Origin of the sequence: Halovibrio salipaludis, assembly GCF_002286965.1 — a bacterium.
GTDB lineage: Bacteria > Pseudomonadota > Gammaproteobacteria > Pseudomonadales > Oleiphilaceae > Halospina > Halospina salipaludis.
Map to the genome: position 1 here is coordinate 163,915 of NZ_NSKD01000003.1, position 21,981 is coordinate 185,895.

Consider the following 21,981-nt stretch of genomic DNA (forward strand, 5'->3'; position numbering starts at 1 on the left):
TGCACTCCTGTGTTGTTGGCAGGGATTGGGTATTCAGGGATGCGGGTCGATGTGGAGGCTGAGCTCACTGGATTTCAGCCCCCACACGGACAACCTTCATGGTATTGGTGCCACCCTGGGCATTAACATAGTCTCCCTTGGTCATCACAACCAGATCCCCTTCCTGAACCATTCCGCGACTCACCAGCTCAGAGACAGCAAGCGCATTGGTCTGATCATTGGGAATTTTCAGGCTGTCAAAGGGGACCGTATGGACGCCCCGAAACAGGACAACACGGTGTTGGGTGGAGTGGTGACGCGAGAAAGCGAAAATCGGGAGGCTTGACTTGATCCGGGACATCAGTAGTGGCGTCGCTCCGGATTCGGTCATACAGATGATTGCCGTGACACCACTGAGGTGATTGGCCGCGTACATCGCGGACAACGCAATAGCGTCATCGATGTGTTCCATACTCTCATGGATACGGTGTTGGGACTGGTGCATTGACGGGTGCTTTTCGGCGCCCAGACAGATTCGCACCATCGCCCGCACGGCCTCCACAGGGTAGTCACCTACAGCCGTCTCGGCCGAGAGCATAACGGCATCGGTGTAGTCCATTACCGCATTGGCCACATCGGAGACCTCGGCACGGGTCGGCATCGGCTCCGTGATCATGGATTCCATCATCTGGGTGGCAGTAATGACGCTGCGGTCCAGCACCCGGGCACGCTCGATGATGTGCTTCTGAACGCCAACGAGTTCAGCATCGCCGATCTCTACCGCCAGGTCACCACGCGCCACCATGACCACATCAGCCGCTTCAATGACGGCATCCAGGGCGGCATTGTCGTGAGCCAGCTCGGCGCGCTCGATCTTGGCAACCAGGCCCGCCCCGGAACCCGCATCCCTGAGCAGCCGGCGGGCCTTGTGCAGGTCTTCGGCGGTGCGGACAAACGACACCGCAACGTAGTCTGCACCGAGCCGGGCCGCGGTGATGATGTCTTCCCTGTCCTTGTCGGTGAGCGCCTCTGCAGACAGGCCGCCACCGCGTTTGTTCAGCCCCTTGTTGTCCGACAGGATGCCACCGATGAGTACCCTGGAGGTGATGCTCCGCTCACCAACGGATGTCACCTCCATCTCAATGCGCCCGTCATCCAGAACCAGCACGTCCCCGACTGAAACATCATCAATCAACTGCTCATAGTCGATACCTACGCATTCGGCAGTGCCGGCATCCTTATCCATTGCAGCATCCAGGACGAATTCCTGGCCCGCCACAAGGGTCACCTTATGTTCAATGAATCTCGAAACCCGCAGCTTGGGGCCCTGAAGGTCCGCAAGCAGCGCAACAAACCGACCCTGCTGACGCGCAATCTCACGAACGCTGTTTGCCCGGTCAATGTGCTCCTGCGCGCTGCCGTGGGAGAAATTGAGCCGCGTCGCATCAACGCCGGCTTCCACAATCGCAGCAAGCGACTCCGGCGTGTCCGTGGACGGGCCGAGCGTCGCGACTATCTTGGTTCGTCTTAGCATAGGGCTGCTCCCTTTGTTATTCGATGAAATGCAAGACTGCGTTGGCTTGCTTGATTGCCCGACCTGCAGTTACGCCCTGAGTTTCTTCAGACAACGGTATCCTTAAGCAAAATGTTCGTCAACGAAAACCAAACAACAACTATACAACTATTTAAAATCATGAATTTATGTGCATAAATGTTTTTATGCGCAACCCACACCGAAAATTAGGAAAATATTTTCCATTTTAAGGCTTTTCATTTGTTCGTTTCAGAGCTACGATTTTCTTACACGAACTGCTTCAAAGCCTATGATTCGAATGGTTGGCTCAGCATTTCGTCTGAAACGCTGCTCCACTCCACCCCGCAGGATCAAACCGAAAGGGTAGAGGGCGCGGCCGGCATCAAGTACTAACAAAAACAGGAAACAATCATGTTCGAAAACAACAACACTTCCAGTAACGGCACGTTTCGCAAAACGTCTCTGGCTGCCGCACTGTCGCTGATCGCCGGCGGCATGGCGTCCCCGGCGATGGCCGACCTGTCTTACGAAACCGACAGCGGCTGGACATTCGGCGCTGGCGGTTACATCCCGGTATTCCTCGTTGCTGAGGACGAAGACGGCGGAGACAAGAATATTGGCGTCGGGTCCGGCTTTAACCCAGCGAGCCTGAACCTTTCGTTCTCCGCACCAACGCAGAACGGCCTCGACGTTTCCGGTCACCTTCAGATCAACAATCATGTGGGTATAGGCGGCAACAACACCAGTGGGTTTGGCAGCCGTGTTGCCAAAATTGACGTCGCAGGTGATTTCGGTACGGCCAGCATAGGTCAGGGCTTCGGCCTGGTCGGCACCCCTGCTATCGGTGACGCGGGCAGCGCCATGGGTGTGGGTATCATGCCGGACCAGGGTGTCGACTCTCTCGCCACGAACGGTCGTATCGGCGTCGGCTACAAGTATGCGGACTTCCGGCCTCGGGTTGCCTATTTCTCGCCACGTTCTGGCGGCGTTCAGTTCGCTGTCGCAGTAGTTGACCCGGATAGTGGCACTGGCGCCTTCGCCGGAACGACAAATAACCTCGAAGAGGGCACCAAAGAGACCCCCCGCATCGAATATCGACTGGATTATGCCAGCGACAACTTCGGTATCTGGACCAGCGGCGGCTTCCAGGATGTCGATGACACCGGTTTGAGCGGCAATGACAGCGAGACCATGTCGACCATCGACGTCGGGGGCTCGCTCAGCGCGGGTAACTTCAATGCCCGCGCCAACTACTCCGTCAGCGAGAATACGAGCCCGGTGATCTTCACTACCGCGCCGGGTGAAGAGTATGAGCAGTGGTACGCCGAGGGTACTTTTGATGCCGGCATCCACACCTTTGGTGTCAGTTATGGTGAGGGTGAAGAAGACAACGCCGCCGGCACCAACGAGCTGACAATGCTGTTCTCCCGTCATCGCGTTACTGACCAGCTGACCCTGATGGTCGAGGTGCAGGATTACGTTGGCGAGGGTGGTGGTGCACTCATGCCTCAGCGTGAGTACCAGGCGCTGATCGTTGGCTCGCAGTTTAACTTTTAAATGGCCTGAATGATCTGCCCCTTCAGGCAAGGGGCAGCCTGTTAAGCCCGCAACCAAGGTCGCGGGTTTTTTGTGCGCGTGCCGGGCATGCCTCGCCAGATATTAGCCACGGCTGTTCCGGTACAGGGGGGGGGTGATGATTGTCAGACTGGGACCACGAATTACCCACAATGAATTCAGACGATGCGGTGAGGGGCCGCAACGCCCTTCATAGCGCCATTTTGGCGATCACTCAGGTACCATTCAAGGCCAACAACATCCTGCTCTGAGGCAAAGAGCCCCTGCTTGGTGCGGCGCCAGAGGATATCCTCTGCGGTCATCGCCCACTCGTGCTCGACCAGGTAATCCACTTCAGCGGCATACAGATTCCCCCCGAAACAGCGTCCCAGATCGCCCATCTGTTCGCAGCCTTTCAGTATCGAGTAGGAAAGGGTGCCGTACGTTCGCACGAAACGACGGACCAGCCCTTCATTCAGCCACGGGAAATCCGCCTTGAGCTCTCGCTCAAGCGCTTCATGCCCACTGAATTCCCCTCCGGGAAGGCTGGCAATCTTGGTCCAGGCCGTCCCTGCATGAGGGAAGAATTCGCAAAGCTTGTTGGTTGCGGCCTCCGCTAGCTTTCTGTAGGTCGTCAGCTTGCCGCCGAAGACCGAAATCAGTGGGGCCAGGCCTTCTTCCTGGCTGACTTCAAAACTGTAGTCCCGGGACGCCGATTTAGCATCGCCTCCCTCGTCGTCCATCAACGGCCGAACGCCTGAGTAGGACCAGATGACTTCTTCAGGCTTCAGTTGGCGCTTGAAATGGTCGTTAACGATCGCCAGCAGGTACTCAATTTCTTCGTTCGAGATCCTGGCCTTATTCGGATCACCCTCGTACTCAACGTCGGTTGTGCCGACCAGCGAAAATTCATCTTCGTAGGGGATGACGAATACAATGCGCTCATCTTCATTCTGGAGAATATAGGCTTCCTGATCCTTGTTAAGTCGGGGCACCACGATATGGCTGCCTTTAACCATCCGGATCGTTTTCGGCGCCCTCATACCCAGTGAATCCCCGAAAAGACTGCTCACCCAGGGCCCCGCGGCGTTGATGATCACCTTGCTTGAGATCACCCATTCGTCGTCACTGCACCTGTCACGCAGCGTGACCTGCCACTCGCGCTCGCCACGGTCCGCCTGGACGCATTTGGTGCGGGTCATGATCTTGGCGCCATGCTGCTCGGCTTTCTTGGCGGCCAGTACCACGAGGCGTGCGTCGTCGGCCCAACCATCAGAATATTCGAAGCCCTTCACAATGTCGGGCTTAAGGGGATCTGAGCTCCCGAACCTGATCGAACGCGACCCCGGCAACATTTCGCGTTTGGCCAGATGATCGTAAAGGAACAACCCAGACCGGATCAGCCATGCCGGACGCAGATGGGAGCGGTGCGGAAGGTGAAAGCGCAATGGCCACATGATGTGCGGCGCATTGCGAAGCAGTGACTCCCGCTCTCCCAGCGCCTCCCTGACAAGCCGGAATTCATAGTGCTCAAGATACCGAAGCCCACCATGGATCAGCTTGCTGCTGTTCGATGACGTCGCAGATGCCAGGTCATTCATTTCACATAACAACACACGCAGGCCCCTGCCGGCTGCGTCCATGGCAATGCCAGCACCATTGACGCCACCGCCGACGACAACAACGTCAAACTTCTCATGGCCTGTGATCATTATCGCTTTCTCCTGACGCAGTTCAAAGGGACACTGAGGGTCATGATCCCTTTCCGATTCTCGGGTACGGTATACGGCAGTATGCGAAAGCTTTTTTTATTCGTAAAGGAAAATTTCGAAAAAACACGAAACCGTGAGCTACAACCCAACTTTCAGAATTCGACAGAACAGGATGTCACACCACGCGCAGGTCAACGTCGTTCTCGCTAAGAAGCTGTCGAAGCTCGACAGGTGGCTCCTGATCCGTAAAGAGGTAGTCGGCCTGCGTTACGTTCCCGAGTCGGACCATCGCGTTCCGACCGAACTTTGAATGGTCCGCTGCCAGCAGCACCTGCGCCGAGTTCGCGATGATTGCCTGTGCCACGCGGACCTCACGGTAATCGAAATCAAGCAGCGAACCGTCACCGTCGATGCCGCTGATGCCAATGATCCCGAAATCCATCTTGAACTGGTTTATAAAGTCCCGCGTGGCCTCACCGACGATCCCGCCGTCGCGATTACGAACCTCGCCACCTGCGATGATGACATGGCAATCCTCTCTCGCTGAGAGAATCGAGGCGACATGCAGGTTGTTGGTGACGATCTGAAGGTTATTTTTTCTGAGAAGCGCCTTGGCGATGGTCTCAGTGGTGGTTCCGATGTTGATGAAGATCGACGAATTATCAGGAATGAGCTCGACAAGCGCCTCCGCAATGCGCTCCTTGGCTTCCAGGTCCAGAATTTTACGCGTCTGATAGGACGTATTGACGGTGCTTGAGTCGATACCCGCACCACCATGATGCCGTCTCAGGGTATTCTTTTTCGCGAGCTCATTAAGATCCCTGCGGATGGTTTGCGGTGTCACATTGAACTGCTCCACAAGCTGCTCCGTGGTTACAAACCCATTCTTACGGATCAGCTCCATGATCAATTCCTGACGGCGACGTTGAGCCATTCAGACCACCTCTGTCATTGATGTTCGATTCTGTCGTAGCGGAGTCTATGCTCGGCATTCAGATGACGCCAGTCTACCGGTGGTGGCGATCTTTTTCAGCCACCTGCGGCGCTCCAGGGTAATTAGAGTGTACGTTTTCGAAAAAATGATTGGCATTTTTACTGAAAAACGCAAAAATGCGAACAAACAACAAAGCAAATGGAGCGCCTACATCATGAGCCAGTATCTACTCTCCATAGACCAGGGCACCACCAGCTCCCGGGCCATCCTGTTCAACCTCAAGGGCGAAATCGTCGCAACACGTCAGCAGGAATTTCCCCAGCATTATCCGGCAAGCGGTTGGGTCGAGCACGATCCCGAGGCCATCTGGAAAACGGTGATAAGCACCCTTGACGACCTGATGACCGGCGAGAAGGTCCACCCCAATGACGTCGTTGCGGCCGGCATTACCAACCAGCGTGAAACCACCGTAGTCTGGGATCGCGAGACCGGCGAGTGCCTCTATAACGCGATTGTCTGGCAGGATCGTAGGACGGCCTCCTACTGCGAATCATTGAAGGCCGACAACCTGGAACCCTGGGTGGCCAACAGGACCGGGCTTCTCCTCGACCCCTATTTCTCAGCATCCAAGATCTCCTGGATCCTCGATAACGTGAGCGGCGCCCGCGAGCGGGCGGAGCGTGGCGAACTCGCTTTCGGCACGATTGATACCTTCCTGCTATGGCGCCTGACTGGCGGCCGGGAGCATCGCACGGATGCCTCCAATGCCAGCAGGACCATGCTGTTCAATATCCATACCCAGCAATGGGACCCGGAATTGCTCAAGCTGTTCGAGATCCCCGAATCCCTGTTGCCCGAAGTCATGGATTCCGCGGATCATTTCGGGGTCATCACCGGCCTTGAATCGTTAAACGGCACTCACATCATGGGCGTTGCAGGTGATCAACAGGCAGCAATGGTCGGGCAGACATGCTTCGAGTCAGGGATGGCCAAAAGCACCTATGGCACCGGATGCTTCCTGATGCTCAACACCGGGGATGAGGCCCTGCAGTCCCAGAACCGCCTGCTCACCACAGTGGCGTACCGCATCAATGGTGAGCCAACCTACGCGCTTGAAGGCAGCATCTTCATTGCGGGCGCAACCATTCAGTGGCTGAGAGATGGTTTAAGACTGATCCGGGACGCCTGCGAAACGGAACCACTGGCCGAAGGCACACCGGTGGATCATGGCGTCTACTTGGTGCCAGCGTTTACCGGTCTTGGTGCACCTCACTGGGATCCGAACGCACGCGGCGCGATTCTGGGCCTGACTCGGGATACCGGCATCAAGGAAATTGTGACGGCCGGCCTGCAGTCGGTGTGCTATCAAACCAAAGACCTCCAGAAGACGATGGAAAAGGACGGCATCCGGCCCGTCACTCTGCGCGTTGATGGCGGCATGGTGGTCAACAACTGGGTGCTACAGTTCCTGGCAGATATTCTTGGTGCACGGGTCGATCGCCCCGACATGATCGAAACCACGGCTCTTGGCGCCGCCTATCTCGCCGGACTGCAAGCGGGCGTGTACAGCTCGCTGGACGAACTCTCGAAACTGTGGCATTGCGATCGCACCTTCGAACCGGTGATGACCAAAGACAAAAGAGACCGCCTTTATGGCGGTTGGCTCCGCGCCGTCCAAAAGCTCTGACACGTTCCGGCAACCCCTTCCCGGGGAGCGGCGTTCTGTCGCTCCGCCGCTTCGATCCTCTCTCGCCACTTTTGCGCCAGCACGCGATACGTGCAGGGGGCGAGATTTCGTTTTCAAATCATAAAATGTTCTAAGACGCTCCTTTTTTTTCTTTTATTTTCGTTATAGACTACTAAAACGAAAATTTAGGTGATATAGCGATTGATGTCACCTTGCCACCCGCTCGAATTACCCCAGCGTGCGAGCAGTGCCTTGCGCGTTGTGCACCTGAACGAGCAGAGCCAGGAGAACGACAATGACAAAACCACTCCTTATCGGCAATTGGAAAATGAACGGCAGTCTGCAACTCAATCAGGAGTTGCTTCACCGGCTCATTCCAAAGCTGCAACAGCTTCAGAAACATATCGATATCGCCGTCTGTCCACCATCCCCCTACCTGTTTCAGGTCTGCGATGCGCTCGCCTGCACAGGCATTGTTACGGGGGCCCAGACTGTGTCGGAGCATGCATCAGGCGCGCACACCGGAGAGGTCAGTGCGTCCATGCTCAGTGAACTGAAATGCCGCTTTGTACTGGTCGGCCATTCTGAACGGCGCCTTAAGTACGCAGAGTCCAGCGCGGCTGTCGCCGCCAAGTTTGAAGCGGTGCAGAACGCGGGGATGACCCCGGTTCTCTGCGTTGGCGAAACCCTCGAGGAGCGTGAGTCTGGACAGGCCGCAATGGTCATTGAACAACAGCTGCAAGCCGTTATTGACCAGGTCGGTCTTGCCGGATTCGAACAAGCGGTTGTTGCTTACGAGCCAGTGTGGGCCATTGGCACGGGGGAGGTCGCGCAGGCCTCGCAGATCGAAAGCGTCCACCAGTCGATCCGTGCCTTCCTGTCCTCCAGCGCACCCTCTAGAAAAGAGGATCCCAGTCAGCGACTGCGCATTGTTTACGGGGGCAGCGTCAACTCAAGCAATGCGGCAGAGATCTTCAACCTCGCCGATGTTAATGGGGGCCTGATTGGGGGCGCCTCATTAAAGGCAGACGAATTCATTCAAATTTCTGAATCACTGGCAGAGACGGCAGATGCCCTCGTCAGCGAATAAAACAATCGAAGGAGTAAACTATGTCAGCCAGCTATAAGCTCGATAACCATTTCTTTCCGGATGAAGCGAGTATTCCCGCTAAGTTCAAGAACGAACAGAGCGCTTCCATCACGCACACCCTGATCAACGGTAAGCTGGAGAAATGGGAGGGCGCTTACGCCGATGTATTAAGCCCGATATGCGTTGAGAAAGGTCAAGCGTCCCATCCGGAGCCTCTGTGCATGGGCAGGACCCCCCTTATGGATCACGAAGCGTCGCTCAAGGCGTTGTCCGCGGCGAAGGAGGCCTACGCCCAGGGCAGCGGCGTCTGGCCGACTCTGTCAGTCAGTGAGCGGATCGAGCATGTTGAACGCTTCCTTCATGAGATGCAGGTGCACCGGGACGAAGTAGTTGAACTTCTGATGTGGGAGATTGGAAAAACCGAAACGGATTCCTGTAAGGAGTTTGACCGGACCTGCGATTACATCAGCAATACCATTGAAGAACTCAAGGCCCTGGACCGCCGCTCCTCCAGGTTCGAACTGGTTGGCGGCGTCATAGCGCAGACGCGCCGGCTTCCGGTCGGTGTTGCCCTGTGCATGGGCCCCTACAATTACCCGCTGAACGAAACCTTCACCACGCTGATCCCGGCCCTCATCATGGGTAACACAGTGATCTTCAAGCCGGCCAAGTACGGCGTACTTCTGGTTGGTCCGTTGCTTGAGGCTTTCCAGAACTGTTTCCCACCCGGCGTGATCAACATCATTTTCGGGAATGGACGGGATACCATTCCGCCCCTGATGGAGAGCGGCGATATTGATATGTTCGCCTTCATCGGTACGCACCAGGGCGCGGCGGCACTGAAACAGATGCACCCGAAGCCCAACCGCCTGAAGGCCGCCCTGGGGCTTGACGCCAAGAACCCCGGCATTGTCCTGGCGGACGCGGACCTGGATCTCGCGGCACAGGAATGCGTGGCAGGCGCGTTATCGTTCAACGGCCAGCGCTGCACCGCCCTCAAGCTCCTGCACGTTCATGAGTCCGTGGCCGAGGCGTTTGCCGGAAAAGTGGTGGACGAGGTCAATAAGCTCATGCCGGGCATGCCCTGGGAGCCAACAACCAAGCTGACACCACTCCCCGAGCCTGGTAAAACCGACTACCTTACTGCACTCGTTGAGGACGCCCAGGCAAAAGGCGCGCGCGTGGTGAACGATGGCGGCGCACAGGTTTACGGTACCTATTTCCACCCTGCCGTTCTGTATCCTGCAACGTCGGATATGAGAGCCTGTTCAGAGGAACAGTTCGGCCCCGTCATTCCGATCAGTGTCTTTCGCAATGAAAACGAGGTGATCGAACAGGTTCGCGAGTCCAACTTTGGTCAGCAGTTGAGCCTGTTTGGCCAGAATGCGGACACCATGGGTCCGTTGATCGATGTGCTGGCAAACCAGGTTGGCAGGATCAACATCAACGGCCAATGCCAGAGAGGGCCGGACACTCTGCCGTTCAACGGACGCAAGGATTCAGCCGAAGGCACCCTGTCTGTGTCGGACGCGCTCCGCGTTTTTTCCATCCGGACGACGGTCGCAACCAAGTCAACCGAAGGCAACCGCAACCTGGTCAACAGCATCGTGAGGGAACGTCGTTCTGGCGTGCTGACGACGGATTACATTTTCTAGCAGCCAGTCCTGAAGCGCTCATTGCGGGGGCCGGAGATTTCCCGGGAATTCTCCGGCTCTGCTAACTGCCTTCTGCCAATGGCCGCGCCAACGCCTGGGAGTCTAGTGGTTTGACAGTCTCCACTCCCGCCCTGCTTTTCCCCGCCATCTCGCTACTCCTGCTGGCATACACCAATCGGTTCCTGATACTGGCACAACTGATCCGCCAGCTCAAGCACATGGAAACGCAGGACGACTACCCGCTGATTGCCCGTCAGCTGGGCATGCTGCGCCAGCGCATCCTTCTCACCAAGCGCATGCAGGCTACAGGGGTCCTGAGCTTCCTGATCTGCACACTATCCATGTTCGCACTGTTTCTGGGCTGGGAGACGGTCGGGACGGTCAGCTTCGGCAGCAGCCTGATTCTGCTGTCACTGTCGCTTCTTTTTTCGTTCTGGGAAATCGTGATTTCCAACAATGCTATCAACGTGGAACTGGAAGATTTCGAGCGAAAACACAAATCGAGACTGATCTGAAAGACGGGGAGCACTGGCTAGGTTTCCAGCTCTACCCGGTTGCGTCCAAGTTCCTTGCCACGATAGAGCGCGCGATCCGCCCTGCTGATGGCCGAATTCCGGTCGTCGTCCCGGGAGAATGCGCTGACGCCAGCACTGGTGGTAACAGCGATTGGTTGCCCATTGGATCCCTGCCATTCACGCGCCATCAGCGCCTCCCGGACCCTCTCCGCAATCGCCCGGGCACTCTGTAACTCGCTGTCCGGAAGTACAACCAGGAATTCTTCCCCACCCCACCGGGCAATCAGGTCCTGGGTACGCAATTGATCCTTGATAATTGCGGCGACATCTTCCAGAACCCTATCACCGGTTTCGTGACCGTGCTCGTAATTAATCTCCTTAAAATAATCAATATCGAACAGGAGAAAAGACACCGGGTGACCTTGTCGTCGAAAGCGGGCCAGCTCCCTCTCCAAAAGATGGGTCATATGTCGACGGTTAAGGAGGCCAGTTAACGAATCCGTGGTCGCGATTCGACGCAGCTTCCTGCTCGCCTCGGTTACTATGTTGAGATAGAAGAAAGATAGGTAACCGAACATGGCGAACACGACGCTCAGGTTGAATAGATAAACCCCAAGAAGGGCGTCAGGCGCGATGGGTTGGAGTGGCTCTGTAGACCACATCCAAATGTACAGCGCAACGTAATAGCTCCACAGCCCAACCAACGCCACGACGGCTTCGCGCAACCTCATACTGACGAACACGGCCGGAATAAACATCAGCACGTAATAGTGAAAGCCGCTGTCCCACCCGATGAGAACGGTGCCGAGGCCTGCGTGGATAATGACTTCCAGCCAGATCAGCCAGATGGCCAGACCATTCTGCTTCCTGCCAATCGCCCGGTAAGCCACTGCGTACATGGCAACACTGACCACATTGACCCAGGCCAGGATAGGAGAGCCCAGGAGGTGGAAAATAAAGAAGAACCCAACGTCAACCGATCCCGCAATCTGACAGCTTCGTTTTAGAACCTGCCAGAATTGCGGACGCGCTTCCCTGACAGACATAGGCGTGACCTTCTCTGCAAAGTGGTCGTTGAGTAATTGATGATCAGGTTAGTTCGCAATCGAAAACGATTCCAGCCAATTCCGTAAATAAATAAAAACCTTTGAAAACAAAGAATGCGTTTGCAGGGAAGCACGTTAAAGCGGAGATGGGGATTGCGGGAATCTGGTGGAGCAAAGCTGTTCGGTTTACACCATTCCGGACTGTGGATCCCTCGACTCCAGGGGGGGCATTTTTACCCGGAATCGGTGTTAAACGACGGGTAGCAGACAATCCGATTTCGAGCGGATTCTTTGCCTTGATACGGGGCCTAATCGGCGCGCCGAAGGACCGGTCCATAGTGACTGTCATAATTCCGAAAATTCACTGACACCGATGGTGATAGTCATATTGAACCCATCAGCGTCCTCATCCCCATGTAGGCAGGACTCACTTCCATATCGAAGCCTTTCCACCATAGAGACGATACAGATCATGACTGGAAACACTTTGAAAAATGTTGCAATTGACATTTATTCAGCAGCTCATGGTAACGTCCAGACGCTTGATCAGGTTATCCGTTCAGCAGTGTATTACTGAACAGAAAAGGTCTCCACGGGACGGAGGAGGTACCCAACTTACTCGCAGGGACAATTAGAATAATAAATAGAAGTGGACGTTATGACCGATTCCGGGCTATCCGCTGACCAGAAAAAAGAGATCACCGCCCGCTTTGCCAGAAAGAATAACGCCATTGCATGCCGCCAGATTGCTACGACACTGATTCCCTTCGCACTGGTCTGGTACCTGGCGATTGAAAGCGCCTCGCTGGAGAATGCTCTGGCCGCATGGGGCCTGACAGCCGTCTGCATTGCGGTGTTGTGCCTGTTCCTCTTGAGAATTTTCGTGCTGATGCACGACTGCGGGCACAACTCCCTGTTCGCCAAGACCTCCTATAATCGCGCAGCCGGCTTTTTCCTGGGCGTGCTTTGCGGTATGCCGCAGTACGTCTGGTCGAAGAACCACGCGTTCCACCATGCCACCAACGGCAACTGGGACCGCTACCGGGGGCCGCTGGCGACGCTTTCCATTGAGGAGTTCAACGAGCTGACCCCGGCACAGCAGATCCGCTACCGGGTGCTGCGTCACATCACCATGGCGCCGATCGGCGGCTTCCTCTACCTGATCTTCAATCCGCGTTTTACCTGGATCAAGGGCAGTCTGGCACTGCTGGCATTTGTGGCCAGGCATAAGTGGCATGCGCCTTCACGGTCGCTGCGTTCAATCGCGAATGACTTTCAGCCGCGCTACTGGCAAACCTGGAAGGACTACCAGCACATGACGGCCAACAACCTGGTGCTGCTAACGATCTGGGTGCTCATGAGTCTGGCCATCGGCCCGGCGCTGTTCTTCACGATCTACCTGATCAGCCTCTCCTTCGCCGGTGCGGGAGGCATCATCCTGTTCACGGTGCAGCATAATTTCGAGGATTCCTGGGCAGCCGACGAGGAGCACTGGGATTACAACCGCGCCGCGATCGAAGGCACCAGTTTCCTGGTTCTGCCTGCGTGGCTGAACTGGTTTAGCGCGGATATCGCCTATCACCACGTTCACCACCTGTCCGCCTCAATTCCCAACTATCGGCTGGCTGAATGCCACAGGACCTACGCGCACCTTTTTGAGGACGTCACCCGGATTTCACTGCGCGATGTCCCGAAGGCACTTCGCAACAACCTCTGGGACCGGCATCACCAGCGGATCACCTCGGTAGAGCGGGTCACACAGGGGGTGGACGGGAATATGACCGTTTCGGAGCCATATACCTGACGAAGTGGCATAACCCACCCAGTATAATCACTGTGCAATCCCCGATTGAGGATCAGCCCTATTCCGGTACGGGCTGCTTTTTGGCCCAGGGCAGTATCCTGAATGCCTCCTGACTGGCGCCCTGAGTCATGTGACGCTCAGACCGCAGCGCCTTGTAAAGGCTCAGACAGATCGCCAACAGAAGGAAGGACATGAAAAAACCAAGGGAAATGGAAGCATCCTGAATCGCCCGCAACCCACCAACGATCAACAGGATGGCCGCAACCGAGCCCTCGGACACAGCCCAGAAAACGCGCTGCGCGCGCGGCGGATTCGGGTGGCCTCCTGAGGTGACCATGTCATCGACCAGCGATCCTGAATCCGAAGAGGTGATGAAGAAAATCACGATCACCAGGGTGGCCCACATCATGGTCACACCTGCCAGCGGCAGCGCTTCCAGCAATGCGTGCAGAGACAGCGACACATCGTCCTGAACGATCGCGCTCAGCCCCCCGCTGCCGAAAAGCTCGATGTGCAGCGCCGAACCACCGAAAACCGACAGCCAGACGAACGTAACCAGCGTAGGGACCAGCATCACTGAAAGAACAAACTCACGCAGGGTGCGCCCCCGGGAAATACGGGCCACAAAAACCCCCACAAACGGTGACCAGGAAATCCACCACCCCCAATAGAACATGGTCCAGGTCGCCTGCCAGTCGGTGTGGCTGGTGTACTCGACCCAGAGACTCATTTCAGGCAACTGCTGAATGTAGATGCCCAGGGTCCCCACCAGGGTTTCGAGAATATAGACCGTCTGCCCGGCAACGAAAACAAACGTCATGAGACCGAACGCCAGCGCCAGGTTGATGAGGCTCAGTCGCCGGATACCCGACTTGATGCCGGATACTACCGAGATGGTGGCGACCAGCGTGATCAGGGCAATGATTCCCACCTGGACGTTGGTCTGGAGCGGAATGTCCATGTACTGGGCAAGGCCACTGTTGATCTGCATCGCGCCCAACCCCAGTGATGTGGAAACCCCCAGCAGGGTCCCCACCGTGCAGAGAATGTCCACACCGTGGCCAATCGGCCCCCAGATATGACGACCGATCAGCGGATGCAGAATGGATCTGGGCGCGAGCGGAAGATCATGGCGGAAATGGAAATAGGCAATGGAGGCGCCGAACAGGATGTAGATGGCCCAAGGGTGCAACCCCCAGTGAAAGAAGGTGTAACGCATGGCCTCCTTCGCTGCCTCAGGTGAGCCGCCCTCGGCAAACAGCGGGTCCGCATGGTGATAGAGGGGCTCGGCAACCCCCCAGAACACCAGACCTGTTCCCATGCCGGCACTGAACAGCATGGCGAACCAGGCGTGATAGCGGAACTCAGGCCGTGAATCCGGAGGTCCCAGCCGTAACCGGCCGTAGGGACTGACCATCAGCCAGAAGGCAAAGATAACGAATAAGGTCACAATCAGCGCGTAATACCAGCCAAAAGTCCGGGAAATCGCCTGTTGCGCGCTTGAGAATGCGTCACTCGCCGTAGCGGTAAAAAGGCCGCCAAAAATACAGAAGCCAATGACGCAGAGCGCCGAGCCGATGAAGACCGGCGGTGACATCTTCTGAGTGAAACGATGCCACGCCTGTGTCAGGCCTGCCCTGAGTGCGCCCATACCCTGAACCCCATCCGGTATCCCGATAGCGGTAACGACTCCCCCCGTTACCCTGCGCGATCATCATGTCGCGCATATGATAGAGATTCAGAGCACTTCAGGCCATCTGCTGCAGAAGGCGCGCCGTCTCATCCCATCCCAGGCAGGGGTCCGTAATGGACTGGCCGTAGGTGAGCTCGCCTTCGTCCTTCTGCTTACCGTCCACCAGGAAGCTCTCAATCATGATACCGACGATCCGGTGGTTACCCGCCCGGCGCTGGCGCAGCAGCTCCCGTGCAATCCCGGTCTGGCGCTGATGCTCCTTGCAGGCATTGTCGTGGCTGCAATCGACCATCACCGAAGGGGTCAGCCCGTTCTCCCTCAGCTGTTGCTGGGCCGCCGTGACGCTGGCCTCGTCATAATTGGTAACGCCGCGACCACCGCGCAGCACCAGATGTGTATCCGGATTGCCAGGTGTCTGCATCATGGCCGGCCGACCGTGAACGTCCGTGCCCAATCTGTAATGGGAAGAAGCCGCCGACCGCATGGCATTGAGTGCCATTCCATGGCTGCCATCGGTACCGTTCTTGAAGCCCACCGGCATGGGCAGCTGGCTTGCCATCTCACGATGGAGCTGAGATTCCGTGGTCCGCGCCCCGACCGCCGTCCAGCTCACCAGATCGGACAGGTAATCCACGGCCGTCGGGTTGAGAGCTTCGGTCGCCAGCGGCAGTCCCAGCTGCGCCAGATTCAGAAGCAGGCGCCGGCTTCGGACCAGCCCCTGGGCCAGGTCCCCTTCTCCCGTGCGCTCAGGGTCGTACAGAAGTCCTTTCCAGCCCACGGTCGTCCGGGGCTTCTCGAGGTAAGCCCGCATGACGATGAGGCAGCGGTCCTGAAGGGTCGCGGCGAGTTCCGCGAGTCGTTCGCCATACTCAAGTGCCGCTACCTCGTCATGCGCGGAGCAGGGCCCCACAACCACCAGCAGGCGCTCGTCTTCGCCCCTGAGAATGGCGCGGACCGCCTCCCGGTGCTGTTCCACCTGCTTATGCAGTTCGTCCGGACAGGGTAACTGCTGCTTGAGTTCCGCTGGTGTTGGCAGGCTCTGGAGCGCTGCGGAATCTTGCACGGGCTGTGGTTGTTCACTGGTCGTCTGTGAGTCCGTCATTGCTGTAGCCATAATCGATCTCCCATAAAAAAACCCCGACGGCGGCTGCCAGTCGGGGTTCTTCATCCGGTGGCAGCCTGGCTTTCTGCCGGGCCGCCTCCTGGGGTGTGAGGTGTCAGACGTGGCCCGGCGTATGGCTATAGAAATAGCCAAAGCCAAACCACTGGAAATACACAGCAGCCACCGAGCCAGCCGGAACACCGGCAGGCATTGGGGTCATTGAGGTGGATGCTGCGGTTAATGTCTTCATAACCGGGATCATAACGCACCCAGCCAGCGTTGCAACACCAGGCCTTTTCGAAAAGCCGGGAAGATGGGAATATCTCAGCTCAGCCCCAAACGCCAGACTGTCAGAGAGGCCAATGCCAGCCGAATACGATCTTGAAGTACTCAGCAATAACCGCCTGACACCGAACATGCGCCGGATCGTGCTGCAGGGGCCGGAACTGGCCGGGTTCCCGGCAGACCAGAAAGGCGGCTACGTGAAGCTGGTTTTTGACCCGGCGGAGGAAGGCGGCAAACCGACCCTGCGCTCCTACACCATCCGTGCCTTCGATGCGGCACGGCAGGAACTGACGCTGGATTTCGTGGACCACGGCGACGGCGGCCCGGCCTCGGCCTGGGCGAGCCGAGCGCGCCCCGGCGACCCCATCACCATCCGGGGCCCGGGTGAACCAAAACTGGCCGCCCCTGACGCCGACTGGTTCCTCCTGGCTGGTGACTTGAGCGCCCTACCGGCGCTGGCCGTGAACCTCGAGAACCTGCCTCCCGACGCGCGCGGTTACGCCCTGATCGAAGTGCTCTCAGAGGACGACAGGCAGACCATCGAACACCCCGAGGGCATTGAGCTGACATGGCTCGTGAACCCGGACACCGGGCGACCCAACGCCCTTCTGGACGAACGGGTGCGCGCCCTGCCCTGGCTGCCGGGCACGCCCTACCCCTGGTTCGCGGGCGAGTTCAGTACCATGCGCAGCATGCGCCGCTACTTCCGGGACGAAAGCGGCATCGACAAGCATGCCATGTACTGCAGTTGCTACTGGAAGATGGGTGATACTGACGAAGGGATGAAGCGGGCCAAGAAGCTTGACCCGGAAGCCTGATTAATCGGCCTGCTCTCCATCTCCTGCGCCCTCAGGCTCTGGCAGCGCCGCCGCCGGGGGTCCGGAAAAGACACTCAACGCCGTCACTGTAGCCAGGATCAGCGCCATCCCTACAATCTGCAGCGCAACCAGCGTTTCCTCCAGGACAACCACGCCGAACAGTGAGGCCGTGACCGGCTCAACCATGGCTACAATGGAGGCGACGGCGGGGGCCGTGTGATTCAGGCCGATGATGTAGAAGATAAACGACAGCCCCGCGCCCAGTATTCCCAGCGTGACGAACAGGGGCCAGTCCGGCGTGCTCAGGGCAATGGCGATTTCGCTGGAATCCCCGAAGGCACCAAGGATGATCACCAGGGCCGTAAAGGCGATGGTGAGAATGGCCTGCGGGGTGCCATGGGGCGCGGCGTATTTGAAGCCGAATATGAAGATGGCATAGGAGAGCCCGGCCAGAAGCCCCGCGCCAACGCCAAGCGCCGTAACACCGCCCGCGTTGACGTCATAGATGCGGGTGAGCAGCACAATCCCCACCATCACCATCACGATGGCCGCCCATTTGAGCGGCGTTGGGCTTTCCAGCTTAAGCGCGAAAGACAGCAGGTAGACGAACACCGGCGCGCAGTACATCAGCGTCGCGGCCACCGCGACACTGCCCTCGGAGATGCTCAGGAAGTAGAACGAGAAGTTGCCGGCCACGCCCAGCCCGGCAATGGCTGACCAGAACCACAGCTTGCGATTGGCCAGTCCGCTGTTGCCAGGGCGGATCGCCAGCCAGCCCAGGACGAACACAAGACCAATCGCCCCCCGGTAGAACGAGACCACGAACGCATCCCAGCCATCCGCCATGAGGATGCCGCCAATACCGCCGGAGAGCCCCCAGCAGAGGGACGCGAGCATCACGAGAGCCGTTGCACCTGCCATTGGAACTCCTCACGGGCCGGATGTGGAAAAGGGTGAGCAGCCTAGGCCAGAAGCAGCAGCCCCGTCCAGTTTCGGGTTTCCTCAATGTCTGCCGTATATCTATCATGACCGCTCCCAATCTGCTATCTCTCTCCTCGTGCCCAATGTTCTATCATTCCCCTGCACACGGGGCTCCGGGCACAACGGATGCCTTGGAACCGGAGCAGTTCACGAAAAACAGGTGGCCTAATCCATGCTTATTTACCTGCTCTGCGTCCTGGTGCTTATTGGCGCCCTCATCTTCTACCTGTTCTTCTATCGCAGCTGGTGGCGCAACAGGCAGCTCCAGCACCCCTTCCCGGAACACTGGCGGAAAATGCTCAAAAAACGGGTGCCGCTCTACAGCCGGTTGCCCGCCCATCTCAAACGACAGCTTGAACAACACGTACAGCTGTTCCTGGCGGAAAAACCCTTCTATGGCTGCGACGGATTGGAGGTGGACGACACCGTGCGCCTCACCATTACCGGGCACGCCTGCCTGCTTATCGTAGGCCGTAACTTCTCCGATTTCGACGGGGTCAACAGTATCCTGGTCTATCCCGACCGGTATCGCGTCCGGGACCTGGAAAGCGACGGGCTGGTGGTCAGCGAGAGCAACGAGATCCGCGCCGGGGAAGCTTCCAGCCTGGGTCAGGTTGTACTGGCGTGGACCGAATGCGAGCAAGGCGCCCTCCATCCACACGGCGCGCACAATGTGATCCTTCACGAGTTCGCCCACCAGCTGGATTATCTGGACGGCACAGCCGACGGCGCGCCAACGCTCAGCGGCGAACAGGCCCGGCACTGGCAGGAGACCATGACCCGCGCCTACGAGCACCTGCGCGACTCACTCCGCCACCACGAGAAGCCATGGCTTGACCCTTACGGGGCGACGGAGCCGGCGGAGTTCTTTGCCGTGCTGACGGAAACCTTCTTCCAGCAACCGAGACACCTCAAGGCAGAACAGCCAGAGGTCTATGAGACGCTGAGCGGGTACTTCCGATTCGACCCACTCAAGCTGACTGAATACCCAGCCGGTTCAGGTAATCGTGAAGTTCCGCCTCGGTGAGATTGACGTATTCCACCACCCTGCCGTAGAGCATGGCGGTTGGCACATTGCGACCGTCCAGCTCACGCTGGGTCTCATGCAGCACATAAAGGATGATCCGCTCGGTGCGGGTGAGGCCATCACGCGCATCCGGGAAGACGTCCAGCGGATTCTCAGGGCCCGGGCCGTTCAATCCAATCCTCGCCTATGCCATCTCTGCCCGCACCTCAGTCCGGCGTTCGTCCCAGCAGCGCCGGCCAGAACTTGCCGGCGCTCCTGGGATAGCGTTCGGGCTGCTCCTTGAACCAGGGGAAGGACCCGCTCAGAACTCCAGGCAGATCTTCCCGAAGTGCTTCCCGGCTTCCTCATGCCGGAACGCGTCCGCGATCTCGTCCAGCTTAAAGCTGCGGTCGATCACGGGCTTGAGGCCAGTGCTGTTGATGGCCTGCACCATCTCGATCTGGTGGCGGCGGCTGCCGACGAGCAGGCCCTGGAGCCGTGCCTGCTTGGCCATGAGCTTGGCAGTGGGCACTTCGCCGCCGCTGCCGGTGAGTACGCCGATCAGTGAGATGAGCCCGCCCACGCGGATGGCCTCGATGGACTGGGCCACGGTACCGGGGCCACCCACCTCAATCACCTGGTCCACGCCCTGGCCGTTGGTGAGCTTCTTAACTGTCTTGCCCCACTTGGGGTCTTCCTTGTAGTTGATGGTGTGCTGGGCACCCATCTGTTTGAGCCGTTCCAGCTTCTCGTTGGAGGAGGAAGTGGCGATGACGTTCACGCCCATGCTGCGCGCGAACTGCAGGGCGAAGATGGAGACGCCGCCGGTACCGAGGATGAGGATGGTATCGCCGGCCTTGATATGGTTGTCCACAGTCAGCGCACGCCAGGCGGTGAGGCCGGCGGTGGTCAGCGTAGCGGCCTCAGCGTGGCTGTGGCCTTCCGGGGCGTGCGTGAAGCTGGTAGCGGCGCGCACGACCTGCTCACGGGCATAACCGTCCAGGCCATCGCCGGGAACGTTGGTGAAGTTGCCCTCCTGGGGAGCACCGTCGAGCCAGGGCGGGAAGAAAGTGGAGACGACGTTATCGCCCACCGCGAATTCCTCAACGCCCTCGCCTACCGCCTCGACGACACCGGCGCCGTCAGACATGGGGATACGGCCGTCCTCGGTCGGAATACCCCCGTTGGCAACGAGGAAATCATGGAAGTTGAGGGAGTTGGCGTGCAACCGCACGCGGATCTCGCCGGGGCCGGGGTTGCCGGGTTCGGCCTGGTCGGTGACCCTGAGGTTGTCGAGCCCGCCGGGGCTGGTGACAGTGACCGTTTTCATCAGGGATGCTCCTGTTCCGTTGTGGGTTACGGGATGACGAGGCTCATCATTGGGCGTCACTGCATTGGCGTCAAGGCGCGCCGGAAATTCCACACTGCGGTTGGCCTCACAGGCCATTGTGTTCCCGATTCCGGTTAGCTTTGCGAACTTCCTTGAAAAACGGAACTGCTCCACGGAAACTTACCATTTGCTCATGTTACACCAGACACTGGATGACAAAAGTCCGCAAAATGCAGTGCGGATATAAAGGAGGCTGAGCATGAAGACAGGGCTGATCGTCGACTCCGCGTGCGACATACCCCATGAGTTCAGCAAGGAGCACGGGCTCTTCGTGTTGCCGGTGACGGCACACATCGATGACCAGACTTACACCGACACCCACGATCCCAAACTCACCCAGGAGTTCTACGAGCAGGGTCTGCTCGAGAAGGGGCACCACGCGGAGACAGAACCGTTCTCCGCGGAGCAGATCCATAACTTGTTCATGGAGCAGATCGTGGATCACTACGACGTCGCGATCTGCGAGACGGTCACCCGCGCCCGAAGCAAGATCTACGAAAACGCCAGCGTCGCCATGAATACCGTGCTTGCCGAATACCGCCGCAAGCGCGACGCTGCCGGTGAAACAGGCAACTTCTCGATGCGGGTGGTCGACAGCAAACAGATCTTTGCGGGCCAGGGTCTGCTGGCTGCCCACACCATCCGCCTCATGCAGCAGAACCTGGACAAGAACGCGCTGCGTCACGAGATTGAGACCTTCGCGGACAAGATCTACGGCGTGGTGATTCCGAGGGACCTCCACTACATCCGTGAACGGGCCCGCCGCAGGGGCGATAACAGCGTCTCCGGGCTGGTCGCCTTCCTCGGCAAGGCACTGAACATCACGCCGGTAATCTTCGGCAAGGGCGCCGAGGGCAAACCGGTCACCAAAACGCGCGGTTTTGAGCCGGCCGTCGAGAAGGTGATGAACTACGCCGTAGCCCGCGTGGAGGCGGGACTGTTGACCCCCTATGTCTCGCTCTCCTGCGGCATGAGCTGGGATGAGATAGAAGCCCTGCCCGGCCTGCAGCGGCTGCGCGATGCCTGCAGAGCCCATGGCGTGGAGCTTCTGCTCTCCCAGATGGGCATCACCAGTACCATCTACATCGGCCCCGGCAGCCTGTGCCTGGCACTGGCGGCGGAACCACACGAGTTCAGCGACTTCCAGTAAACAGGGCCTGCGGATGGGCGGCTGCGCTGTGTTACGATTCGCACAC

The 21,981-nt window shown here is 58.1% G+C and carries 18 protein-coding genes; 9 read left to right on the forward strand and 9 right to left on the reverse strand.

Going from position 1 to position 21,981, the window contains the following annotated elements:
* Positions 1-64: 64 nt before the first annotated feature.
* A complete protein-coding gene (gene pyk, locus CK501_RS08470; RefSeq protein ID WP_095617308.1) occupies positions 65-1,513 on the reverse strand; it encodes a pyruvate kinase in 1,449 nt (482 codons plus the stop codon).
* Between the two features lie 411 nt (positions 1,514-1,924).
* Between pyk and CK501_RS08475 the strand changes: the two genes are divergently transcribed.
* Positions 1,925-3,070: a porin gene (locus CK501_RS08475; RefSeq protein WP_095617309.1), complete on the forward strand. Its 1,146-nt coding sequence runs from the start codon at positions 1,925-1,927 to the stop codon at positions 3,068-3,070.
* 176 nt (positions 3,071-3,246) lie between these two features.
* On the opposite strand, the gene glpD is transcribed toward CK501_RS08475, so the two are convergent.
* Positions 3,247-4,779: a glycerol-3-phosphate dehydrogenase gene (glpD, locus tag CK501_RS08480; RefSeq protein ID WP_095617310.1), complete on the reverse strand. Its 1,533-nt coding sequence runs from the start codon at positions 4,777-4,779 to the stop codon at positions 3,247-3,249.
* A gap of 175 nt (positions 4,780-4,954) precedes the next feature.
* Positions 4,955-5,713, reverse strand: a complete 759-nt coding sequence (locus tag CK501_RS08485; protein ID WP_095617311.1) for a DeoR/GlpR family transcriptional regulator — start codon at positions 5,711-5,713, stop codon at positions 4,955-4,957.
* Between the two features lie 214 nt (positions 5,714-5,927).
* Between CK501_RS08485 and glpK the strand changes: the two genes are divergently transcribed.
* The 4 genes from glpK (at position 5,928) to CK501_RS08505 (ending at position 10,660) form a co-directional block, all read left to right on the forward strand.
* Positions 5,928-7,400, forward strand: coding sequence for a glycerol kinase GlpK (glpK, locus tag CK501_RS08490; protein ID WP_095617312.1), 1,473 nt, complete (start codon positions 5,928-5,930; stop codon positions 7,398-7,400).
* A 295-nt stretch (positions 7,401-7,695) separates the two neighbouring features.
* Positions 7,696-8,490: a triose-phosphate isomerase gene (gene tpiA, locus CK501_RS08495; protein ID WP_095617313.1), complete on the forward strand. Its 795-nt coding sequence runs from the start codon at positions 7,696-7,698 to the stop codon at positions 8,488-8,490.
* Positions 8,491-8,510: 20 nt separating this feature from the next.
* The gene (locus CK501_RS08500; protein WP_095617314.1) at positions 8,511-10,145 is read left to right on the forward strand and encodes an NADP-dependent glyceraldehyde-3-phosphate dehydrogenase; all 1,635 of its coding nucleotides are present in this window, start codon (positions 8,511-8,513) and stop codon (positions 10,143-10,145) included.
* Positions 10,146-10,255: 110 nt separating this feature from the next.
* Positions 10,256-10,660, forward strand: a complete 405-nt coding sequence (locus CK501_RS08505) for a DUF2721 domain-containing protein (RefSeq protein ID WP_095617315.1) — start codon at positions 10,256-10,258, stop codon at positions 10,658-10,660.
* A 17-nt stretch (positions 10,661-10,677) separates the two neighbouring features.
* On the opposite strand, the gene CK501_RS08510 is transcribed toward CK501_RS08505, so the two are convergent.
* Positions 10,678-11,706 (reverse strand): GGDEF domain-containing protein, encoded by a 1,029-nt coding sequence (locus CK501_RS08510; RefSeq protein ID WP_095617316.1) that lies wholly within the window; start codon positions 11,704-11,706, stop codon positions 10,678-10,680.
* Positions 11,707-12,364: 658 nt separating this feature from the next.
* Between CK501_RS08510 and CK501_RS08515 the strand changes: the two genes are divergently transcribed.
* Entirely contained in the window at positions 12,365-13,510 is a 1,146-nt protein-coding gene (locus CK501_RS08515) for a fatty acid desaturase (RefSeq protein ID WP_095617317.1), read from the forward strand.
* 58 nt (positions 13,511-13,568) lie between these two features.
* Here CK501_RS08515 and CK501_RS08520 read toward each other — a convergent pair whose 3' ends face one another.
* A complete protein-coding gene (locus CK501_RS08520; protein ID WP_095617318.1) occupies positions 13,569-15,161 on the reverse strand; it encodes a BCCT family transporter in 1,593 nt (530 codons plus the stop codon).
* A 97-nt stretch (positions 15,162-15,258) separates the two neighbouring features.
* Positions 15,259-16,317: a 3-deoxy-7-phosphoheptulonate synthase gene (locus tag CK501_RS08525; RefSeq protein ID WP_198949446.1), complete on the reverse strand. Its 1,059-nt coding sequence runs from the start codon at positions 16,315-16,317 to the stop codon at positions 15,259-15,261.
* Positions 16,318-16,667: 350 nt separating this feature from the next.
* Here CK501_RS08525 and CK501_RS08530 point away from each other — a divergent pair, with 350 nt between their 5' ends.
* The gene (locus tag CK501_RS08530) at positions 16,668-17,408 is read left to right on the forward strand and encodes a siderophore-interacting protein (RefSeq protein ID WP_095617320.1); all 741 of its coding nucleotides are present in this window, start codon (positions 16,668-16,670) and stop codon (positions 17,406-17,408) included.
* On the opposite strand, the gene CK501_RS08535 is transcribed toward CK501_RS08530, so the two are convergent.
* Positions 17,409-18,329, reverse strand: coding sequence for a DMT family transporter (locus CK501_RS08535; RefSeq protein WP_095617321.1), 921 nt, complete (start codon positions 18,327-18,329; stop codon positions 17,409-17,411).
* A 232-nt stretch (positions 18,330-18,561) separates the two neighbouring features.
* Between CK501_RS08535 and CK501_RS08540 the strand changes: the two genes are divergently transcribed.
* Positions 18,562-19,416: a M90 family metallopeptidase gene (locus tag CK501_RS08540; RefSeq protein WP_095617322.1), complete on the forward strand. Its 855-nt coding sequence runs from the start codon at positions 18,562-18,564 to the stop codon at positions 19,414-19,416.
* Here the strand turns inward: CK501_RS08540 and CK501_RS08545 are convergent.
* The gene (locus CK501_RS08545) at positions 19,361-19,588 is read right to left on the reverse strand and encodes a hypothetical protein (protein WP_095617323.1); all 228 of its coding nucleotides are present in this window, start codon (positions 19,586-19,588) and stop codon (positions 19,361-19,363) included. The two genes, CK501_RS08540 and CK501_RS08545, sit on opposite strands and share 56 nt — an antisense overlap.
* 129 nt (positions 19,589-19,717) lie before the next feature.
* A complete protein-coding gene (locus tag CK501_RS08550) occupies positions 19,718-20,725 on the reverse strand; it encodes a zinc-dependent alcohol dehydrogenase family protein (protein ID WP_095617603.1) in 1,008 nt (335 codons plus the stop codon).
* Positions 20,726-20,984: 259 nt separating this feature from the next.
* On the opposite strand from CK501_RS08550, the gene CK501_RS08555 reads away from it, so the two are divergent.
* Positions 20,985-21,935, forward strand: a complete 951-nt coding sequence (locus CK501_RS08555) for a DegV family protein (RefSeq protein ID WP_095617324.1) — start codon at positions 20,985-20,987, stop codon at positions 21,933-21,935.
* The last annotated feature ends 46 nt before the right edge of the window (positions 21,936-21,981 follow it).